The following is a 21165-nucleotide window of genomic DNA, read 5'->3' on the forward strand; positions in this document are numbered from 1 at the left end:
GACGGAGGACACCAGTCAACGACACGTCAAGGACGTGTGTCAAGTATTACTTAACGGTCCGTCTTCTTGGACAAACCAGACACCAACAGCGGGCACGACGCCGTCGTTGCGGTACCGGTGCGGCGTGCTCGACGGGAACGACACCGCGTCACCCGGGCCCAGCCGGTGCTCCTCGAAGCCCAGCGTCAGCGTCAACTCGCCCTCGACCAGATAGCCGTACTCGACACCGGAGTGCCGCATCAGCGCGGTGCCGCTCGACGACGTGCCGCCCGGCGCGTACGTAACCAGCAGGAAGTCGACATGCGTGCCCGGCAGGTGGCCGAGCCGCTCCCACGTCACACCCGAGTCGAGCTGCAGGATCTCCCTCTTCGCCGGCCGCACGATCGGCCCGATCCGGTGCATCACCGTCTGGGCGAGCGCCGCCGGCGTGGACAGCGGAGGCGGCGACTCGTCCGCCGCGTCGAACACGTCCTCCACGGAGATGCCGAGCGCCTTGGTGATCGAGTACAGCGTGCTGACCGAGGGCCGGCTCTTCCCGGTCTCGATCTGGGAGATCAGGCTGGCGGACACACCCACCGCGCGGGCCAGCCCGCGCAGGCTCATGCCGCCGCGCAGCCGCGCCTCACGGATGCGCTCACCGACCGGTGGCAGAGCTGACGACACGCCCGCATCGTACAGTGTCAGTGAACAGGGCATCATATGTGTTGTGGCCTATCCCCCGCCGTCACCGCCGCCCCCACCCCCCGCCGCACCTCCGAAAAGCCGCAACGGCCTTCTGATCGGCTTGCTCGTGGCCGGCGTCGTCGCGGTGGTCATGCTCTCCGCCTGTGGTATCGGCGGCTTCCTGCTCTACCGGGAGTACGACGACTCCGGCGAGGCCGGCAACGGCTCCAGCTCAGGCGCCGAGATCGAGGACCTGATCAACTACCGCAAAACGAGCCCCGCCGCGCTCTCCCAGAGCCACATCACCAGCCCGATCACGTACCCGATGACGCCGCCCGCCGGCGGCCCGCACTTCGGCGACTGGCAGAACTGTGTCGGCGACGTGTATACCGCGCCCATCGTGGACGGAAACGCCGTGCACAGCCTCGAACACGGCGCCGTGTGGATCACGCACAAGCCCGGCCTCGGAGCCTCCGATGTGGAGAGCCTCGCCGCGAAGGTGCGCGGGCAGGCGTACATGATGATGAGCCCGTACCCCGGCCAGAGCTCGCCGATCTCCTTGCAGGCATGGGGTTACCAGCTCGCCGTGGACAGCGCCGACGACGACCGGATCGACGAGTTCATCCGGCAGTTCCGGCAGACCGCGACGATGGAGCCCGGCGCCACGTGCGCGGCCGGCATAACGACCACTACGGGATGATCGATCCAGAGACTAATTGATCACCAAAGAGATCGCAGTCATTACAAGTGGCATGATGATTGTTTTCTCGAAGCCTTTCAGCGCCGACACCTCCCCCTATACTCCCTTTAAGCGTCTCGCTGACGGAGCGCTTCGCCGGCGCGGTTCGTGATCGATTCTGCCAACCCGACGGCAGATGCGAATCCGCGTCCTGGGTCGGAGGTGCGGTGCTCTACTTTTTCATCAGCTATGCGCGGGGAAACGAAGATGATCTTGTTCGCAAGTTCTACACCGACCTGAGTATCGAGGTGCGAGTTCTCGCCGGCCTTCCCCGCGACGCTGAGGTCGGTTTCATCGACGCCGAGATGAGCGCGGGCACGCGGTGGTCACGACGACTGGTCGATGCCCTCTCGACGTGCCGATCCTTCATCGCTCTGATGTCACCCCGTTACTTCCTCAGCCAGCACTGCGGCCAGGAATGGCAGATCTTCGCCGAACGATCGATGCGGTACGAGCGAGCGACTGGCGTAGATCCATCGCTGCTGAAGCCGCTGTTCTGGGTGCCGGTTCCACGCGGCAAGATGCACCCGGTTGCACTTCGCATCCAGTTCGCAGACCAAGAAGACGACACATGCCTGCGACAGATGATGCGGCTAAAACGCCACGAAGACGCGTACAAGGAATTTCTCTTCAACCTGGCCAGCCAGATCGTCGACGCCGCCGACCAACATGCCATTCCCACGGGTGTCACGTACTCCGACCTGGAATCCGTTCCGAACGTCTTCCACCAGACGCCGGCGCTCATCAACGGAATCCCCGCCGACGAACTGATCGACGCGACGACGGTCCACTTCGTCGTCGCCGCGCCGACGCGCGACGAGGCCACGGCGATCCGCGCGGAACTGGCTACCTACGGCTACCGGCGGCGAGACTGGGCGCCCTACCACCCCTCGTGGCCCGATCCGATAAGTGACTACGCGATCAGCATCGCGGCTAGCCGAAACTTCCTCACGCGGGTGGCAGACCTGGAGGAGTTGGGCGAGCGGGCGGCCATCGCCAGTCAGCAGAACCACATCGTCGTGCTACTGGTTGACGCCTGGATCACGCGGCTGCTCGGCCCACTTAACCTGCTCACGGCGTACGGAGGCCGTCCCGGCGCGCCACGAAACCCCACCACCGTGGTGCTGGCGCCCGTGCCTGACGGCGACCACGAGACCCGCGCCCACTGGCCGGCGCTGTCAGAGACCTGGCTGGCGACAGCGGGGCACCTTGCGCCGGCCGACGACCTGTCCCGCTGGGGAATCGCCACCTACCACGACTTCGCGCGGGACCTGCAGGCCGCGCTCGAGGTAGCTATGAACCGGGTCTTCGCCAGCGGCGACGTCCGGCGCCAGCCCGTGACCACCTTCCACATCGAGCGGCCCATGCTCGACCATCCATGACGAGACGGCGAGGTCCACACCCACACACCCGAGGAGGCCCGGCCGTGACCGCTCGCACAACCGCCTCGCCTGCCGACGCTCCACCCGCCGGCGGCACCATCATCACCTTCTACTCGTACAAGGGCGGCACCGGGCGCACAATGGCCATGGCCAACGTCGCGTGGATTCTTGCCAGCAACGGCCTGCGCGTGCTCGTCGTCGACTGGGACCTGGAGTCGCCCGGCCTACACAAGTACTTCCATCCCTTCCTGACAGACAAGGACCTACGCGCCTCCGCCGGCGTCATCGACATGATCCGCAGTCACGCCGAGGCGATGATGCGCCCGGTACACGACACCGAGACGACGCAGTGGCTGGAGACCCACGCCGACGTCCTGTCGTACGTCGTACCCGTCGAATGGTCCTTCCGGGACAAGGGATTCATCGAGTTGCTGCCAGCCGGCCAGCAGGACAGCTCCTATACCGAGGCCGTGCGCACCTTCGACTGGACGGCGTTCTACGAGCGCCTGGCCGGGAACGCCTTTCTGGAGGCCTTGGCCCGTAACATGCGCGCCAACTACGACTACATACTCATCGACAGCCGCACCGGAGTGAGCGACGCCGCGGGCATCTGCACCGTGTTGCTTCCAGACGCCGTCGTGGACTGCTTCACCATGAACGCGCAGAGCATCGACGGCGCGATCGCCATCGCTCATTCCATCGCGCGGCAGCGCGCCGATCGGCCGGTACGGATACTCCCGGTGCCCATGCGCGTCGAGGACGCCGAACAGGTCAAACTGGACGCCGGCCGTGACCACGCCCGGCAGCACTTCGCGCCCTTCCTGGGCCGGGATCACGAGGAGGTCAACCGGTACTGGGGTGACATCGAGATCCCCTACAAGTCCTTCTACGCCTACGAGGAGATACTCGCTCCATTCGGCGACCGGTCACACCAGGAGGGATCGCTCCTTGCCGCGTATGAACGGCTGACCCGGATCATCTCCAGCAGCCAGGTTCAGGAGGTCGACCCGATCGAAGAACGGGTGCGCCGGCGCTGGCTGGCGGCGTTCGAGCGTCGCCGCACCGCCGGCACACTGGACATCTTCATCAGCTACGCGGCCGTCGACAGAATGTGGGCGGAGTGGATCGCCGGGGAGGCGAATGACGCAGGCCTCAGGGCGAGCATGCGCGAGATCGACTCCCAGCCCTTCCCCGAGCCCGGCGGCGATCCGCCGAGCTTCCTGAGCGACACAAGCCGCGCGATCGTGCTGCTCAGTGAGGACTACGTCCTATCGGTGAAGTCCGCGACGACATGGAAGACGCTCGCGGCTCACGAGCCTGTCGGCAGTCGTCCGTTCATAGTTCCGCTCCGTCTCGACAACGTGCGGTTGGAGGCTCCCTTCGACGAGTTCGTACCAATCGACCTCAGCGGACTACCCGAACAACGAGCCATCGACGTCGTGCGCGAGGCGCTCCAGCAGCCCGTGTATCCGCGATCCGCGACGCTGACAGAACCAGAGGCTCCGCGGCGTCGATTCCCCGCCACGGAACCCCCGCTGTGGAGTGTCCCGCAGCGCAACGGCACGTTCACCGGTCGGCGGCGCGCGCTGGAGGCATTGCGCAACCGGATGGCCGCGTCCGGCTCCTCGGTGGCTCCTCAGGCACTCCACGGACTGGGCGGTGTGGGAAAGACCCAGATCGCTCTGGAGTACGCCCATCGCTTCAAGGCGGACTACGACATCGTCTGGTGGGTCTCGGCTCAGCAGACCAGCCTTGTCCGCGCCTCCCTGTCCAACCTGGCGGACGCGCTCGGCCGGCGTGCGGGTGAAAGCGTTACCGAACGGATCCAGTCCGCCCTGGAAGCGCTACGCCAGGGTGTCCCGTACCGGCGCTGGCTGGTCATCTTCGACAACGCTGACGATCCTGACGAACTTCGCGAGTATGTGCCTCAGGGCCACGGACACGTCCTTGTCACCACGCGGGACAACGCCTGGGCGCGCGTGGCTCAGATGGTGGACATCGGCGTATTCGGGCGCGAGGAGAGCGTCGCCCTTCTCCAGCGCCGGATTCCCAACCTTCCCACCGCCGACGCGGAGACGGTCGCGGAGCGGCTGGGCGACCTTCCGCTCGCAATCGAGCAGGCAGGTGCCTGGTTGGCCGCGACAGCGATGCCCGTGTCCCACTACCTCGAACTGCTCGAAACCCAACCACTCCGGATGCTGGAGGAGGACCTGCCGTCCGACTACCAGCAGAGCGCGGCCCAGCCGTGGCTGCTCTCTCTGGAAAGCCTGCGCCAGCGGAGCCCTGCGTCCGCCAAGTTGCTGGAGGTGTGCGCGTTCTTCGCCTCTGAACCGATTCCGATCTCCCTGCTCTACAGCGATCGGTTCATCAGCATGCTTCTCCCATACGACCCCTCGTTGCGAGAGCGAATGCTGATGGCCAAAGCCATCAGGGAAATCAGCCGGTACGCGCTCGCACGCGTTGACACGGGCAGGCTGGCTGTCGGATCACAGCGCCGGGCCACCGACCGGAGCGAGGAGGGTGGGCAGAGTATCCAACTGCACCGCCTCATGCAGGCCGTCATCCGCGCCCGACTCACTCCCGAGGAGCGTGAGGAGAACCGCAAACACGTCCACGAGATCCTCGCGGCGGCCAACCCGGATGGGCCCGACGAGCCCGAAAACTGGCCCGTCTACGCCGAGCTCTGGCCCCACCTCCTGCCCTCGAAGGCGCTCGACTCGGATCTACCCGATGTCCGGCAACTGGCGTACGACCTCTGCCGCTACATGTGGAAGAGCTACGACTACCCGACCAGCCAGTTCCTAGCCGAACAGGCCATCGAGAAGTGGGAGGAGACATTCGGCGCGGATGACCCCCTCACCCTCATGATGCGCTTCAACCTGGCCACCGCCCTCCGCCTCCAGGCGAACTACGCGCCTGCCTACGAGATCGACCAGGACCTCTATGCTCGTCTCGGTCGCGTCGTCGGTGAAGAGCACCCATACACGTTGATGGCGGGCGGCAATCTCGCCGCCGACCTGCGCGCTCGCGGCGAGTTGCACGAGGCGCACAGGCTTGACGAGGCGATCGAGGCGCGGTGGCGGGAAACCTTCGGCGACGACTACCCTCGCACTCTCATCGCTGGACACAACCTCGCCATCTCCCTCCGGCTCATCGGCAACCTGCAGGGCGCGCTGCGGCTTCAGGAACGGATCCTCCGTCTCCGCCGCGCCGTACACGGCGATCAGCATCCGTACACGTTGTACTCCGCCAGCAACTACGGGCGAGACCTGCGCGACACGGGTGACCTGCGAGAGTCTCGCCGCGTCCTGGAGACGGCCTTGGAACGGCACCGTCGAGTGCTCGGCGAAGAGCACCCGGAAACACTCCGGACGGCGAAGAACCTCGCTGTGACGCTACGCAAGCTGGGCGAGTTCGAACGGGCACACGCGTTGAGCGTCGAAACGCTGGAGGGATCGCAGAGGCTGTTCGGCCCGCATCACCCCGATACCCTGGCCTGCGGCATGAACCTAGCCTGTGACGAAGCGGCTCTTGGCCACGACCGAAATGCGCGGCGACGGGCCACCCCCATCGTCGATCTCTCCCGCCAGACCGGCGGCGAGAACCACTTCGCCACGTTGGCCTATGCCAACAATCTGGCCATCTTCACGCGCAAGACCGGTGACGCCGCGGGCGCACACAGCATCACGACCGATGTGATCAATCGCTTCATGGCAACGGTGGGACACGAGCACCCATACACGCTCGCCGCCCTGCTCAACCACGGCAACGACCACTATGAGTTGGGCAACTATGCCGACGCCCGGGCGATCGACGAGCGCGCGTACGCGGAGTTCACGCGGGTTCTCGGACCTGAGCACCCAGACACACTGGCAGCGGCGAGCAACCTCGTCGCCAGTCGCCGGGCCGACGGCGATGCGGTTTCGGCGCGCGAACTGCTGGCTGGGGTGCTGGACACCTACGATCGCGTGCTGGGCGAGCAGCATCCCAATACGATCGCGGTGCGGGAAGGTCGCCGCCTAAGCTGCGACCTAGAGCCGCCACCGACCTGACCGTCAAAACCTGACCGTCAGACCGCCACGCAATCCACCGACTCCAGCCACCTTGCCAGCTCCAGAGGGTCCACTGGCGTGTCGCCGATGAACCCGAGTTGGCGATAGACCGCCATGCACAGCTCGGGGAAGCGCAGCCGGGGTCCGCTGGCGTCACGCTGGCACGCGAGGGCGATTCCGATCCACGCGTCCAGGTGATCGGTCGCCACGATCTCAGCCGCGTACGCCAGCCGCGCCGCGTGCAGGTCGCCACCTGCCAGCGCGATGTCGCCAGGCATCGCCTCCACGCCCGCTGACAGCGCGGCAAACCGCGCGGGCTCGACGATCCGCATGCGAGCCAGATCAAGGCGGGTACTGCGCGTCAGCATCCGTTCGGCGGCACCCACCGTCTCCGTCCGCACGGAGTCGTGAGGGCAGGGCAGGTCGGCTTGCCAGACAGACGCCAACCGTCGCACCGCGGACATCTCCGGGCGCCGGTTCCGCAGTTGCCAGCCAACCCTGTGGTCGTCGGCGGCTTCGGTGGCCATTGCCACGGTCACGGCGTCGGCCGCTTCCTGCTGCCAGGGCGACTGCGCGGCACGCATTCCGGCGAGGAAGTCCAAACCCCGCGACGTGAAGCGCCCTGACGCCTCGAGAATGTCGAGTGTCCGCCAAACGCGATCTCTCCACCGCACGAACTCGACCTGAGCGAGCTGGCCAGGACCTTCGGTGAGCAGATGCCGCTGCACCCGCCAGAAGTCGACGACACCGTGAAAGGCATAGGCGCCCTGTAGCAACGCACCCAGTGGACGGGGATCGTCGCGCCAGGGCGCGTAGTACCGCGGCCGGTCGTCCCTCTCGTAGAGCGGCACGATGTCGAGCAGCCCGCCGAGCTTCGCGTGCTGAAACTCGTGAAGCAACCCCAGCGCCAGCGCACGACCGTTGGCGGGCGACGTCAGAGACACCGCCCCGAACGCCTCCATGCTCGTGACGTTCATGCCATGATCCGGCCCGTCGCTGTGTAGCGGAACGATCGTCGTCAGGCCCGCGGCGATCGCTTCGGCGTACGGCCGGTGGTGTTCCACCAGGATGGGCCATGCCTCGTCCAACAATCGTTGCCAGTGGCGGATGTCCTCGTCATCCAGCCGGCCTTCGGCACCCAACCTGTGACAGTCCCGAAATGGATCGACGTCGTCCATGGCAAGCTCAATGCGCAGATCGCCTGCGACACATCCCACACGGCGCACCGCTTGCCAACCGTCCACGCTGTGCTCGATGTGCTCTGGTACGACGACGGTGCCTACCTGAGTGCGCCCGCCAATGTGCTCCAGGCTGGCGGTGCGCGAGTCGCCCAGAATCGCACGCCCGAGCCCGGGCAGTGTGACGCCGCCGTCCCGCACCCCGACATCGAGCTTCACATCGATTCCCGCCGCCATGGCCGCCATGAGCGTGACACCGGCCATGTGGTCGAGGCATGCCTCCAGGCGCCCCGCGGGTCTGGATTCGCTGCGGATCGCACGCAATGTGACCATCAACCACGCGCCGACGTGCGGCTGGAGGAGGAGTTGACGCACGGCCACCGGAGCCTGACGCTCGGCCTCCACAAGCACGGCGAGGTACTCGCCCCCTCGCCCGAATCGCGCGTCGGCCATCAACTCTCCGAGCATCAACATTCGCCTGCTCACCTGTGCGGAGCGAAGTTGGGCCACGACCTGGCCGTCACCGAGTCCGCTCGCAAGGGCCGCGAACTCGCCGCTACCGAGGCGATGCGTCGTTTCCGGCGTCAGGAGTTCCATCTTCGAGTCGTCCTTTGAGTACAGCAAGGTCAGCGCGGACGCGAGGAACCACATGACGTATGAGGCGACCAAGGTCGGCGCAGTAGACCGATGGATTACGGAAGCCCGTCTCTGCACGGTACCGGTGCGGATAGTAGCCGCCACCGCATATCCGGTGCAGCGGACAGGCCAGACAATCATCGGAAAGTGCTTCCAGACCAATCTGACGGTCGAGGATCGCGGGATGCCCCAACAACTCGTCGAGGCTGTGGGCAAAGACGTTCATGCCGGTGTCGACAGCGCCGGGGTACGTGGACCGCAGGGTGTCGATCTGCTCGTATGCGCCGTCAACGTCCACTACGACGGTCGCCACGGGGCTGATGCCGATCGTCTCAAGGCGGCTCGCGCCACCTAGCGCGAGGCTGATCACCTCTTCGAAAAAGCGGACACGCGTTTCCTGTACCGGCGCGTCGTACCACCGATCGAAGGCCGCGACCAACCAGTCGCCATAGGGCGTTTCCCCTGGTGGCGACCATCTCGGCGGGGGGCTCGTCCAGTTTCCATGCGGAAGCAGGAAGTCGATGGCGGGCGGGTGATACTGGATCAGATTGTCGAATGTGGATACTGGATCGTTGTCGAGATCCACGACACCGAGGATACCCGCGAAATGGTCCGGCCGAAGACTCAACGAGCGAAGAGCCCGGTCGACCGCGTCGTAGGAACTACGGCCGTTGGCGTACCGTCGATGCCGGTCGTTCGCCTGACGGTCTCCGTCCAGGCTAACGCCGATCCTGATGCCGGCCTGGCACAAGCGATCGATCGCATGATCGTCAAGCAGGACCCCGTTGGTCTGGATCGTAACGTCCACTATGGTCAGTGGCGCGACGGCGGCGCGCACCCGGTCGGCTGCGCTCACAAGAGCGGCCACGCCGACCATCATCGGCTCCCCGCCGTGCAGCACGACGCGAACAGACCGGCTTGCACCGTCGACATGCTCTGCGATCCGCCGGCATACCTGATCCAGGACGCGGTCCGACATGGTCGAGTTAACCCCTCGCCAAGCCGTGTCGGCCATCTCGTACATGTAGCAGTAGTCGCAGGCCAAGTTGCACCGCGCGTGGAGCTTGAGTACGAACTCACGGAACGGCGTACGCCGACGATCGTGACCTCGTACCAGTGGCACCGCTACATGGCCGAATTCCAACCGGCGACCGCGTCCTGCGGCCGGTCAACGTCTTCCAAGATCCGGCGCACGGAATTAGCGACGACTGAACCGCCCAGCCTGGATAAGTCAGACAGACTGAGGCCACTCAGATCAACCAGCTCATGCTGGTTGTCGTCAACCGTTGCATCCACGCGGGCCCTCTTAAGTAAGCGCAAACATGATAAGTGTTCACGCCGCGAGTCCAGGGACCTTTGATATGGCGCCGCTTGAGGCTAGGGGACACGCGACATGACTTCAAGGAAACTTGGGCGTGTCGCGCGGGATTCTATCGCATTGGTCATTGGAGTACCACTGGCCCGGCCGCGCCAAAGCACCCAAGTGCCGCCGATCGGGAATAGCAGGCACGGTGATTACAGATCATGCCTGTTGCGTTGCATAATGTCATCATCACGCCCCGCTATCGGATGCGACCCGGAGCGTCGCCGTGGCTCAGCCGAACGACCCAATGCAGCATCGTCCCACCGTCGGCGCGCTCAGGCTCGGAATCACGGTGACGGCCATCGCGTCCCTGGTGCTCGGTTATCTAGGGCTCGACGTGTTCCTCAGCGACTCGGATCAATACGGCAGCCGGCCGATTGACCTCCTGTATTACGACATGCAGCTCTTCGTCCTCGGCTCTGACCCGCTGCAACAAGCCGGCCCGTACCCCGTCTCCCTAGAGATCGCCCGCTACACCGCACCGCTGGCCACCATCACGGCTCTCATGGAGGCCGCGCGGCTGCTCTTCGCCATGGAATTGCGTCGCCTTCGGGCCAGGCGCGCCCGGGGCCACGTCATCGTGTGTGGTGACACGTCGTTGGCCGGGATCCTCTCCCGCCGGCTTCACGCTTCAGGACGGCGAGTCGTGCACGTACGAGCACAGGCCATCGCCGTCTCGCCGAGCCCGTCGTATCCGTTGACCGTGGTTGGCGACGCTCGCGACGCGAGCACCCTGAACGCCGCGGGGCTGAACCGAGCCACCGCTCTGTACGCCTGCTCGCACGAGAGCGCGACCAATATCGCCATCGGCTTGGCCGCTGGCCGCGAGCGCCGTCTCCATGGGCCGTCGCTGCCGATATACACGCATGTGCCGGATCCAGACCTTTGCTTGACGCTGCAGGCGAGGTACCTCGGACTGCCGAACCCGCCCGGGGCCCGACTCGACTTCTTCAACGTCGACGACCTGGCAGCCCGCAAGGTCTTTCTCGAAGATCCACTTGAGCCGGAAATCAGGCCACGGCAGTACATTCTGGTCGCTGGTACGACACCGTTTGGACAAGCCCTCGTCGTGGAGGCGACCCGACATTGGCGACGAAGGCTCGCCCCGGATCCAAGAACCGGCCTACGCATCGCGATCGTGGCGAGAAACGCCACCGAGACGCTCGCGAATCTCAGCCATCGCTACCCCTTTCTTCGACGCTCCTGCCAACTCGACGCATACGACGCCGACCTGGTGGACATCCTGGCCACCGAACTCGACGAGACGCCCGACCGCGCCTACATCTGCTACGAGAACGAAGAACGCGCGCTCAAGGCCGCGCTGACGGCTGACCGGTACTGGCGCCGACGGAAGAACTGCGTGGTGGTGAGGTTGGACCAACTCGCGGATTTCTCCGATGACGGCGGCCTTGCCAGCCAACTACTCGACGACGGCCCGGCTCGGCTCCGCGTCTACGGAGTCCTGCGCGCAGCCTGCGATCCGGTGATGATCGCCGAGGATCTCGTGGAGCGGCTGGCCCGCGTCATTCACGACCGTTACCTGGTCGCGCGCTACTCACGCGGCGACACCGACAGCTCCAGCTCGGCGACCGTTTCGTGGGAACGGTTGCCTTTCGAGTTGCGGCAGACCAACCGGGCACAAGCGGAGGACATCGGCAGGAAATTGAGAGCGATCGGCTACGTGCTCGTGCCGCGGATGCGTGAGTCAGGAGGGGAGGGAAGCATGAGCGAGAGTGAGATCGAACGGCTGGCGATGATGGAGCACGAACGATGGTGCCTCGATCGCCTGGCGGCCGGGTGGCGGTACGGCGAACCCCGCGATGACGCGCGCAAGGTGCATCCTGCGCTCTGCGACTGGAGCACGCTCCCCCCAGACATCCGGGAACGCAACCATGACGCGGTACGAGAAGTCCCTCTGATTCTCTCGGACGCTGGTTTCCAGCTGGTCCGGATCTGAGGAGAGCGGATGGTGTCGATCGGTATCACCGGACACGTCCACCTGAGCGAAGCCTCAGAGCAACTGATCTTCGACGCGGTGGTCGAGGCGTTGCGCGAGTACGCCTTGGAGAGGCCGCACGGCATCACGTGCCTGGCGCGCGGCGCCGACCAGATCTTCGCCCGCGCGGTGGTCGCGCTGGGCGGCACGTTCGAGGTTGTACTGCCGGCACGCGACTATCGCCGGCGAATCGTCACTACCGAAGAGAGCCAGACCTTCGACCTGCTGTTGGAGCAGGCCAGCAGAGTGCGGATTTTGCGTGCACGGCACTCCGGGCGGCCGGCCTACGTCGCGGCCAGCAGGTACATGTTGAACCGATCGACCCTGCTTTTCGCCGTCTGGGATGGGCAACCGACGAAAGGCCTTGGGGACACCGCTCACGTTGTGTCGCTCGCGGAGGAACGCGGCCTGCCGGTGAAGGTGTTGTGGCCAGCCGGCGCCGGCCGCCGGTAGGCGGCAAACCGCGGCCGCCCGGATAGCGTTGGGTCCATGGCTTTGATCTTCATCACGGGGGCTTCGGACGGATTGGGGCGCGCGCTGGCGACGGCGCTCGCCGAGCAGGGCCACCACCTCATCGTGCACGGGCGAAACGCGGCACGCCTGGCCGATGTCGCCGCGCGGACCGGCGCCACGCCGATCCTGGCCGACCTTTCATCGCTGGCAGAGGTGCGCCGGCTGGCCGACGCCGTGCCGGACGGGCTCGACGTGCTGGTCAACAACGCGGGCGTCGGCTTTGGCGCGCCCGGCGCCGACCGCGAACTGTCCGCCGACGGGTACGAGCTGCGGCTCGCCGTCAACTACCTGGCCCCGTACCTGCTGACCAGGCAGTTGCTGCCCCGCATGGTGCGCGACACGCCGGCCCGGATCGTCAACGTGGCGTCCGTCGGCCAGCGCCCGTTCGACCTCGCCGACCCGATGCTGGAACGCGGCTACGACGGCGTCGAGGCGTACCGCCGGTCGAAGCTGGCACTGATCGCCCACACCTTCGACCTTGCCGAGGAGCTGGCCGGCACGCTGATAACGGCTAACTGCCTGCATCCCGCCTCGCTGATGCCGACCACGATGGTGCGCGAGGCCGGCTGGGGCGAGATCGACACGCTTGAGAAGGGGCTGCGGGCCACGCTGCGGCTGGTCGTGGATCCGGAGCTGACCGCGGTCACCGGTCGGTACTTCGACGGCGAGCGGGAGGCGCGGGCGCTCGACCAGGCGTACGACCCAGAGTTCCGTAAGCGGCTGCGCGAACTCACCGAATCTCTGATAGGCAGATGACTATGCCCAGCTTCACGCTATCCGGCGTCGTGCTCGGTGCGCCGAAGGCCCGCGACCTCGCCGACTTCTACCACCGGCTGCTCGGCTGGCCCTTCGGCGACGACGCTGACGACTGGTCGACGCTGATCCCGCCGGGCGGCGGGACGAAGCTGTCGTTTCAGACCGAGGCCGACCACGTGCCGCCGGCGTGGCCTGCCGGTCCCGGCGACCAGCAGATGATGGCGCACCTCGACATCCGCGTCGACGACCTGGAGACGGCGGGCGCGCACGCGGTGGCATGCGGGGCGCGGCTGGCGAAGTACCAGCCGCAGGAGGACGTCCGGGTGTACCTCGACCCCGCCGGGCACCCCTTCTGCCTGTTCCTCCCGGGCGCTTAGCTGGCCGGCGGCTCGTCCTTGCCGGCCTCTTCCAGGGCGTCGGCCTCTTCCTTGGTGTGGTGCACCGCGTCGGGAGCGTGCTCGGGCGGCCCGTAGACGGTGTAGAGGACCAGTGGGTTCGGGCCGGTGTTGACGAAGTTGTGCTTGGTGCCGGCGGGCACTGCCACCAGGTCGCCCTGCGCCACCTTCTTGGTCCTACCGGCCACACGGGCCTCTCCGACCCCGCTGACGAAGGTCAGGATCTGGTCGACGTCGTCGTGGACCTCCTCGCCGATCTCGCCGCCGGGCGGGATAGTCATGATCACAAGCTGTGAGTGTTTTCCGGTCCACAGCACCTGCCGGAAATCCGGGTTCTGCTCGGCGACGGTCGCGATCGTGAAGTGCTCCATGGGCGGTTGATACCCAGCGGCGCCCCTGGACATGCCTTGCCCACTATGGTGTAAGCGTGCCGGCACGAGGACTTTTGTGATCCACCTACCCAGCACCAAGCGCGGGCCGCTGCGGGCACTCACGCTGCGCCTGCTCGCGGCCCTGACCCTGGTGTTCCTCATCGTCTTCGTGGTCTACCTCGACCGCGACGGGTACCGGGACGGCGACGACCCGAGCGGTTTGTCCCTGCTCGACTGCTTTTACTACACGGTGGTGTCGCTGTCGACGACCGGCTACGGCGACATCACGCCGGTAACGCCTCAGGCCCGGCTGGTGAACGTCCTCGTGGTCACGCCAGCGCGAGTACTGTTCCTGATCATCCTGGTCGGCACCACACTGGAGGTGCTGACCGAGCAGTACCGCACGAGCGCACGCCTTTCACGGTGGAGAAGGATATTGAAGGACCACGTCATCGTCTGTGGGTACGGGACGAAGGGGCGCAGCGCCGTGGGCGCACTGCGGGAAAGTGGCTTCGACGTCAGGCGCATCGTGGTGGTCGAGTCCGACCGCGCGGCGGTGCGGCGCGCTGCCGCTGACGGCTTCGTCGCCATCGAGGGATCGGCCACCCAGGCATCGGTACTGATGGACGCGCACATCAAGGACGCCAAGTCGGTCATTGTCGCGACCGACACCGATGAGGCATCGGTACTGGTCACGCTCACCGCCCGGCAGCTCACGGCCGGCAAGGTGCGCATCATCGCGGCGGCCCGAGAGGCGGAGAACGCCCCGCTGCTCAAGCAGAGCGGCGCGCACCAGGTGATCGTCTCGTCGGCGACGGCCGGACGTCTGCTCGGCCTCTCCACGTCGGCGCCGCCGCTGATCGACGTGGTGGAAGACCTGCTGACCCCTGGTGCGGGCATGGCGCTGGCGCTGCGCTCGGCGACCCGCGACGAGGTGGGGCGCTCGCCGCGCGAGGTCGCCGAGCCGGTCATCGCGCTGGTGCGACTGGGCCGGATCATCTCCCTGTCCACGCCCGAGAGCACGAAGATCGAGACCGGCGACCTGCTCGTATACGTCCGCGACGACCGCCCGAGCCCCGTGACCGTCCCGGCCTAGCCGGTCGTCACGACCGTTGCCGGCCGCGGCGCGCGCGGATGTAGTCCGAGACCACGTATCGACCCAGGTCCTCCGCGTCGGGCATGAACACCCTGCCGCCCGAGCGCCGCGCCACGGCATCGACGAAGCGCCGCAGCGCCTCGTCCTCGCCAAGCATGAAGAGGTTGAGCGTGGCGCCGTACCGGGTCAGGTGGTCGACCTCGGTGATCGTGGCCTCGATCGTCTCGCGCAGGGGCGGCCAGTGGAAGACCGCCTCGCCCTCGGCTTCAAGGTGGGCGGTCGGCTCGCCGTCGGTCACCACCAGCACAACCGGCTCAGACCCGGAGTGCTTGCGCAGGTGCCGTCCGGCCAACATGAGCGCGTGGTGCAGGTTGGTGCCCTGCACGTAGTCGGGGTCGACGGCGGCCAGCTCGGTGGGGGTCAGCGGCATGGCATACCGGCCAAAGCCGACGATCTGCAGCGCGTCCTGCGGAAACTTCGTGGCGACCAGGTGCGACAGCGCGAGCGCGGTCTGCTTCATCGGCCCCCATCGGCCGTCGGCGACCATCGAGAACGACAGGTCGACGCAGAGCGCGACGGCCGCTGATGCCCGCCGCTCGGTCTCGATCACCTCGAAGTCGTCGACGGTCAGCTCGACCGGCACGCCTCCCCCGCTGCGGCGTACCGCGTTGCCGACCGTGCGCACGACGTCGATGGGCTGCTCGTCGCCGTATGCCCAGGCCCGCGACGCGCCGGTGGTCTCGCCCGCGGCCCCGGCGTCGCGCAGGTCGTGCTCCCCGCGCCGGCGGCCGGAGAGGTCGGCGAACACCGTGCGCAGCGCCGTGGCGCCGAGCCGGCGCAGCGCCTTCGGGCTCAGGGTCAGCCCGTCGGCGCCCCGGGTCACCCAGCCCTGCCGGCGCAGCTCCCGCTCCAGTTCCTGGAGCCGGCGCACATCGCTGGCCGCGTCGCGGCCCAGGATGCGCTCGACGGACTCCACGTCGACGTCGTCGAGAGTGGCGCCCGGGTGTTCCTGGCCCAGCTGGTCTAGCAGGTCGTCGAGGTCACCGATCTCCGCCAGGGCGCCGGCCGCCTCGCCGTACCCGAGTCCCTCCTTGCCGCGGACCTGAGCCCGCCGATCCCAGGCCAGCTCTGGGCGGAGCGTGCGGAGGTTTGCCGTCAGGCGGGCCATCTCGCCGGCAAGGCCGGCGTTGCCGAGCGCCTGCGCCATGAGCCGGGACAGCTCCTCCTGCTGCTGCGGGGACAGGGAACGCATCAGCCGCTCGCCGGCCGCCGCCCGCCGGGCGAGCGCGTCGACCAGCTCGTCGACCGTGGCCGGCTTTTCCGGGAAGAAGTCGCCGTGCCGCCGCATGAACTCGGCGAACGTGTCGGTGGTGTCCTCGCCCCGGGCGTGCCGGTCGAGCAGGCCGTTGAGGTCGTGGAGCATCTCGGCCATCCGCTGCTGGGCGGCCGGGTCGCTGAGCCCTTCGCGGAGGCCGGCGAAGCGCTGCTCCAGTACCTCGTCGCGCAGCCCGTCGAGGATCTGCTGGTAGAGGCCGCGGGCCTCGTCGCTGGCCCAGTCGTACTCGGACAGCTCCTCGACGGCCCGGGCGGTCGACCGGGGCAGGTTGTCGAGGCGCGCCTCGGCGAATCGGGCCTCGTCGCCCGGGCGCCGGGACAGCTCGTCGCGCTCGGCGGCGAGGGCCTGGTCGAGCAGCGCCTGGGAGCGGGTGACCGCACCGTCGAGATTGCCCCGGCGCATCGCCTCGCGGCGCAGCCGCCGGGCGCGGGCGGCCAGTTCGTCGAGGCCGCGGCCACCGTCGGGCCCGCGCCGGAGCAGGTTGCGCAGCGCGTCGCGCAGGCTGCCGCCGCCAAGCACCTCGGAACCGACCCGGTCTACGGCGGCGCGCACGTCGTAGGGCGGCGCGAGCGGATCGGGCCCGCCACGCCACGCGCCGTACCGGTACCGGTTCACTCGCGGCTACCGTAGAGAGTGCGGCCCTCGTCGGTCAGGGCCTTGGAGAGCCGACGGGTCAGATGCAGGCCTTCCAGCACGAACTCGACGCCGGCCGCCGCCTGCCCCGCGTTGGGCGCGTCGTCGAAGCCCAGCCGCTCCAGCACCTTGGCAAGACCCGGCACGGTGCCCACCTGGTGCAACAGGTCGGCCGCCGCGACCAGGTCGCCGGTCTCGACGATCGTGCCGTCCGCGACCACGTCGGTGAAGCCGGAGAGGTCGAGCCCGCCGAGCCGGGCGCGGAACGTCTCGGCGCTGGCGGTACGCAGGAGATGCGATAGGACCTCGATCTCGCGCCCCTCCTCGCCGCTCTCGAACTCGACCTTGCCCCGCAGCGTGCTCACCACGGACGCGGCGTCGCCCACCCGCGCCACCGGTTCACGCTCGCCGAGCAGGCCGGCGCGGCGCAGTGCCGAGGCGGCCACGGTCTCGGCGGCCGCGATCGCGAACCGCGCCGAAACCCCGGAGCGGGCGTCGACCGAGGGCGAGTCGCGGACCGCGCGAGCGAACCGTGCCACCACCTCCAGGACGTGCTCGGGCACCTCGGCGACGAGGTGCGCCTCCTGGCGGATCAGGGCCAGCTCCAGGTCGAGTTCGAGCGGATAGTGGGTGCGGATCTCCGCGCCGAACCGGTCTTTCAGCGGGGTGATGATCCGGCCACGGTTGGTGTAGTCCTCGGGGTTGGCGCTCGCCACGAGCAGCAGGTCGAGTGGCAGTCGAAGCTGGTACCCGCGCACCTGGATGTCGCGCTCCTCCAGCACGTTGAGCAACGACACCTGGATGCGCTCGGCGAGGTCGGGCAGCTCGTTGACGGCGAAGATGCCCCGGTTGGTGCGCGGCACGAGTCCGAAGTGGATGGTTTCCGGGTCGCCGAGGGTGCGACCCTGTGCCACCCGGATCGGGTCGACGTCGCCGATCAGGTCGCCGACGCTGGTGTCTGGCGTGGCGAGCTTCTCGCCGTACCGCATGGAGCGGTGCAGCCAGCTCACCGGCGCGTCGTCGCCCAGCTCTTCGACCAGCCGTCGGGACGCCGGGGTGAGCGGGTGGTACGGGTGCTCGTTCAGCTCGGAGCCAGCGATCACCGGCGTCCACTCGTCGAGCAGTTCCACTAGCGAGCGGATGACCCGGGTCTTGCCCTGCCCGCGCTCGCCGAGCAGCACCAGGTCGTGCCCGGCGAGCAGGGCCCGCTCGACCTCGGGCAGCACCGTGCCGTCGTACCCGACGATGCCGGGGAATCGCGGCGCGCCGTCGCGCATCCGGGCCAGCAGGTTTTCGCGCAGCTCCTGCTTGACGGTGCGGTGCTTGTGGCCGCTCGCGCGCAGCTCACCGAGGGTGCGGACCGTATTTGACAATGAGGTCACCGGCCAACGCTAGCTCGCGCGAATTTCTGGCCGGCGCGCCGGCGAAAATGGACACCCCTGAACACGGTCGGACAAGCTTCTGTCGGCCATACGATGCTTCGAGCGAAACTCCATCAACGCATCTCTATTCTTGGCGGGGATTGGGCGATGGGTGGGGCGTTGACGGAGATCGAGACGCGCGAAGACCTGGCGCGAGCACTGCGGCATCTGCGCCGCCGGGAGGCGCACGAGCGGTGCCTGCCTGAGCTGACCTACCGGGAGCTCGCGGCCAAAACGGGCTGGTCGGTCGGCGTGATCGGCGGGTACTTCTCCGGCAAGGTGCTCCCGTCGACCAGCCGGTTCGACACGCTCGTCCGGCTGCTCGGCGCCACGCCGGCCGAGCAGGGCGCGCTGGCCACCGCGCGCGACCGGGTGGCCGACCGGGACCGGGCGGTCACGGAGCCGCCCCGGGCCGCCTCGCCGTCGGCGCCGCATCAGCTGCCCGCCGACGTGTACGGCTTCACGGGCCGCTCCGACCAGCTGGCCGAGCTGGACAAGCTGCTGGACGGGCCCGGCGTCGTCGTCGCCGCGGTGTCCGGCACGGCTGGCGTTGGCAAGACCACCCTGGCCGTGCACTGGGCGCACCGGGTAGCCGACCGGTTTCCCGACGGCCAGCTCTACGTCAACCTGCGCGGCTTCGACCCGGCGGGAGCGCCGCTGGACCCCTCGGCCGCTGTCCGCGGGTTCCTCGTCGCGCTGGGCGTGCCAGCCAAGCAGGTACCGGCGGATCTCGGCGAGCAGACCGCGCAGTACCGGAGTCTTCTGGCCACCAGGCGAGTGCTCGTACTGCTCGACAACGCGCACGACGCCGCTCAGGTCCGGCCGCTCCTGCCCGGTTCGCCCGGCTGCGTCGTGGTGATCACGAGCCGCAACCGCCTCACCGGCCTGGTGGCGACCGACGGCGCCCGGCCGGTGCCCCTGCACCTGATGTCCGCCGGCGAGGCACGCGAGTTGATCGCCCGGCGCCTCTCCGCGGACCGGGTGGCGGCCGAGCCGGCGGCCGTTGCGGAGATCGTCGCGCGGTGCAGCGGGCTCCCGCTGGCGCTGGCCATCGCGGCTGCCAGGGCGGCCACCGACAGCGACCTGCCGCTCGCGCGCCTGGCGGCCGAGCTCGACCGGGCCACCGACCGCCTCGACGCGCTCGACGTCGGCGACTCCGCCTCGGACGTGCGCACGGTGCTCTCATGGTCGTACCAGATGCTCCCGGAGCAGACCGCGCGGCTGTTTCGCCTCCTCGGCCTGCATCCCGGGCCTGACCTCGGCGTCGCGACGGCGGCCAGCCTGGCCGGCGTGCGCCCGGCCGCCGCCCGCAGGGCCCTTGTCGAGCTGGTCCGGGCGCACCTGATCACCGAAACCGCGTCCGGCCGGTTCGCGTTCCACGACCTGCTCCGCGCGTACGCGGCCGAGCTGGCGCGCGCCGACAACGGCGCCGAGGCGCTGGCACGCCTCCTCGATCACTACGCGCACACCGCGTACGCCGCCGCGATGTTGGTTGACCCGCTGTGTGAGGATCAGCCGCCACCGCCACCCCCGGCCGACGTGACGGTCGACGACCTCGCCGGCCGCGCGGAAGCGATGGCGTGGTTCACGGCCGAGCACCCGGCGCTCATCGCGGCCGCGGATATCGCTGCGGAGCAGGGCTTTGTCGAGCGCGCCTGCCAGCTCGCGTGGCGGCTCGACGAATTCCACCACCGGCGGTCGCACTGGCCGGAGCGGGTACGCATGCTGCGGACCGGCCTGGAGGCGGCCCAGCGCCTGGGTGACCGCCGCTGGCTGGCGCGCATGCACCGCCAGCTCGTCGGCGCCTACGCGTGGTCGGGCCGGTGGGAGGAGAGCGAGCGGCACGCCGGGTTGGCCATCGCCCTGTACCGCGAGCTGGGCGACGACGCCGGGCAGGCTCGGTGTCACCGGAGCCTTTGCCTGGCCCTGGAGCGTCAGGGACGGCACTACGACGCGCTGGAACACGCCCGGCAGAGCCGCGACCTGCTCGAAGGCACCGATGATCGGGCCGGGCTGGCGTACGCGTTCAACTCGGTCGGCTGGTACAGCGCGCTGGTCGGCGACTTCGAGGCGGCGCTCGACAACTGCTCGCAGGCGGTGCCGCTGCTCCAGGAGAGCGGCGATCCGGTCGACGAGGCGACCACCTGGGACAGCCTCGGATACGCGCATCACCACCTCGGCCGGTACGAGGAGGCGGTGGCGTGCTACGAGCGGGCGCTGTCGACGTTTCGGGAGTACGGCGCCCGGTACTACGAGGCCGACACGCTCGATCACCTCGGCGACACCTACCGCGCGACAGGCGACCACGACGCGGCCCGTACCGCATGGCGAGGTGCGCTAACGATCTTCGAGGAGCTGCACCGCAGTGAGGCTGAGGCGGTCTCCGCCAAGCTCACCGCCGATCGGAGGAGCCCCGGCCAGCCGGGCGGACACCCACAAAATGGCGACACGGGTGTAACGCCTCATCCGCCGGTTTTGCGCAACTGACCGGACACTCAGCTTGTGCAAGAGTCCATACTTATTATGCGCATTCCGACTTTTCACCGCAAGATGTGTAAATCAGCCGCTCCTCGTGGCCAGCAGGAACGATCCGATCACGCATCGTATTGAGAGCGCTCCCAAACGCGAACATGTC

General features: G+C 68.0%; 16 protein-coding genes. 9 read left to right on the forward strand and 7 right to left on the reverse strand.

The window, feature by feature from the left end; translation table 11 throughout:
• Positions 1 to 39: 39 nt before the first annotated feature.
• Positions 40 to 663 carry a helix-turn-helix domain-containing protein gene (locus V6V89_RS30085; protein ID WP_334622865.1) on the reverse strand — a complete coding sequence of 208 codons (624 nt, stop codon included), beginning with the start codon at positions 661 to 663 and terminating at the stop codon, positions 40 to 42.
• A 43-nt stretch (positions 664 to 706) separates the two neighbouring features.
• Here V6V89_RS30085 and V6V89_RS30090 point away from each other — a divergent pair, with 43 nt between their 5' ends.
• The 3 genes from V6V89_RS30090 to fxsT are packed head-to-tail and all read left to right on the forward strand — an operon-like array spanning position 707 to position 6836.
• A complete protein-coding gene (locus V6V89_RS30090; protein WP_334622866.1) occupies positions 707 to 1363 on the forward strand; it encodes a DUF3105 domain-containing protein in 657 nt (218 codons plus the stop codon).
• A 59-nt stretch (positions 1364 to 1422) separates the two neighbouring features.
• Positions 1423 to 2784, forward strand: coding sequence for a TIR-like protein FxsC (locus tag V6V89_RS30095; protein ID WP_334622867.1), 1362 nt, complete (start codon positions 1423 to 1425; stop codon positions 2782 to 2784).
• Positions 2785 to 2828: 44 nt separating this feature from the next.
• Positions 2829 to 6836, forward strand: coding sequence for an FxSxx-COOH system tetratricopeptide repeat protein (gene fxsT, locus V6V89_RS30100; protein WP_334622868.1), 4008 nt, complete (start codon positions 2829 to 2831; stop codon positions 6834 to 6836).
• Between the two features lie 17 nt (positions 6837 to 6853).
• On the opposite strand, the gene V6V89_RS30105 is transcribed toward fxsT, so the two are convergent.
• The 3 genes from V6V89_RS30105 to fxsA are packed head-to-tail and all read right to left on the reverse strand — an operon-like array spanning position 6854 to position 9946.
• Positions 6854 to 8611: an HEXXH motif domain-containing protein gene (locus tag V6V89_RS30105; RefSeq protein WP_334622870.1), complete on the reverse strand. Its 1758-nt coding sequence runs from the start codon at positions 8609 to 8611 to the stop codon at positions 6854 to 6856.
• Positions 8571 to 9773 (reverse strand): FxsB family cyclophane-forming radical SAM/SPASM peptide maturase, encoded by a 1203-nt coding sequence (locus tag V6V89_RS30110; protein WP_334622871.1) that lies wholly within the window; start codon positions 9771 to 9773, stop codon positions 8571 to 8573. Before V6V89_RS30110 ends, V6V89_RS30105 begins: the two co-directional genes overlap by 41 nt.
• Positions 9774 to 9775: 2 nt before the next feature.
• On the reverse strand, positions 9776 to 9946 hold the full coding sequence (gene fxsA / locus V6V89_RS41885) for an FxSxx-COOH cyclophane-containing RiPP peptide (RefSeq protein WP_442935249.1): 171 nt from the start codon (positions 9944 to 9946) through the stop codon (positions 9776 to 9778).
• A 293-nt stretch (positions 9947 to 10239) separates the two neighbouring features.
• Between fxsA and V6V89_RS30115 the strand changes: the two genes are divergently transcribed.
• Genes V6V89_RS30115 through V6V89_RS30130 form a run of 4 tightly spaced genes read left to right on the forward strand, consistent with a single transcriptional unit; the run spans position 10240 to position 13655 of the window.
• The gene (locus V6V89_RS30115) at positions 10240 to 11970 is read left to right on the forward strand and encodes a RyR domain-containing protein (RefSeq protein WP_334622872.1); all 1731 of its coding nucleotides are present in this window, start codon (positions 10240 to 10242) and stop codon (positions 11968 to 11970) included.
• 9 nt (positions 11971 to 11979) lie between these two features.
• Entirely contained in the window at positions 11980 to 12462 is a 483-nt protein-coding gene (locus tag V6V89_RS30120; RefSeq protein ID WP_334622873.1) for a hypothetical protein, read from the forward strand.
• Between the two features lie 36 nt (positions 12463 to 12498).
• Complete coding sequence (locus tag V6V89_RS30125; RefSeq protein ID WP_334622874.1) at positions 12499 to 13278, forward strand: SDR family NAD(P)-dependent oxidoreductase; 780 nt, start codon at positions 12499 to 12501, stop codon at positions 13276 to 13278.
• On the forward strand, positions 13275 to 13655 hold the full coding sequence (locus tag V6V89_RS30130) for a VOC family protein (protein WP_334622875.1): 381 nt from the start codon (positions 13275 to 13277) through the stop codon (positions 13653 to 13655). The genes V6V89_RS30125 and V6V89_RS30130 overlap by 4 nt, the downstream gene beginning before the upstream one ends.
• Here V6V89_RS30130 and V6V89_RS30135 read toward each other — a convergent pair.
• Positions 13652 to 14044, reverse strand: a complete 393-nt coding sequence (locus tag V6V89_RS30135) for a cupin domain-containing protein (RefSeq protein WP_334622876.1) — start codon at positions 14042 to 14044, stop codon at positions 13652 to 13654. The genes V6V89_RS30130 and V6V89_RS30135 overlap by 4 nt on opposite strands.
• Positions 14045 to 14120: 76 nt before the next feature.
• Between V6V89_RS30135 and V6V89_RS30140 the strand changes: the two genes are divergently transcribed.
• Positions 14121 to 15140, forward strand: a complete 1020-nt coding sequence (locus tag V6V89_RS30140) for a potassium channel family protein (protein WP_334622877.1) — start codon at positions 14121 to 14123, stop codon at positions 15138 to 15140.
• A gap of 7 nt (positions 15141 to 15147) precedes the next feature.
• Here V6V89_RS30140 and V6V89_RS30145 read toward each other — a convergent pair whose 3' ends face one another.
• Both V6V89_RS30145 and V6V89_RS30150 read right to left on the reverse strand, forming a co-directional pair.
• The gene (locus tag V6V89_RS30145) at positions 15148 to 17091 is read right to left on the reverse strand and encodes a vWA domain-containing protein (protein ID WP_334622878.1); all 1944 of its coding nucleotides are present in this window, start codon (positions 17089 to 17091) and stop codon (positions 15148 to 15150) included.
• Positions 17088 to 18491: a sigma 54-interacting transcriptional regulator gene (locus V6V89_RS30150; protein WP_334622879.1), complete on the reverse strand. Its 1404-nt coding sequence runs from the start codon at positions 18489 to 18491 to the stop codon at positions 17088 to 17090. The genes V6V89_RS30145 and V6V89_RS30150 overlap by 4 nt, the downstream gene beginning before the upstream one ends.
• 147 nt (positions 18492 to 18638) lie before the next feature.
• Here V6V89_RS30150 and V6V89_RS30155 point away from each other — a divergent pair, with 147 nt between their 5' ends.
• The gene (locus tag V6V89_RS30155; protein WP_334622880.1) at positions 18639 to 21017 is read left to right on the forward strand and encodes a tetratricopeptide repeat protein; all 2379 of its coding nucleotides are present in this window, start codon (positions 18639 to 18641) and stop codon (positions 21015 to 21017) included.
• The last annotated feature ends 148 nt before the right edge of the window (positions 21018 to 21165 follow it).

Source organism: Micromonospora sp. CPCC 206061 (assembly GCF_036906915.1).
In the GTDB taxonomy this organism is placed as follows: domain Bacteria; phylum Actinomycetota; class Actinomycetes; order Mycobacteriales; family Micromonosporaceae; genus Phytohabitans.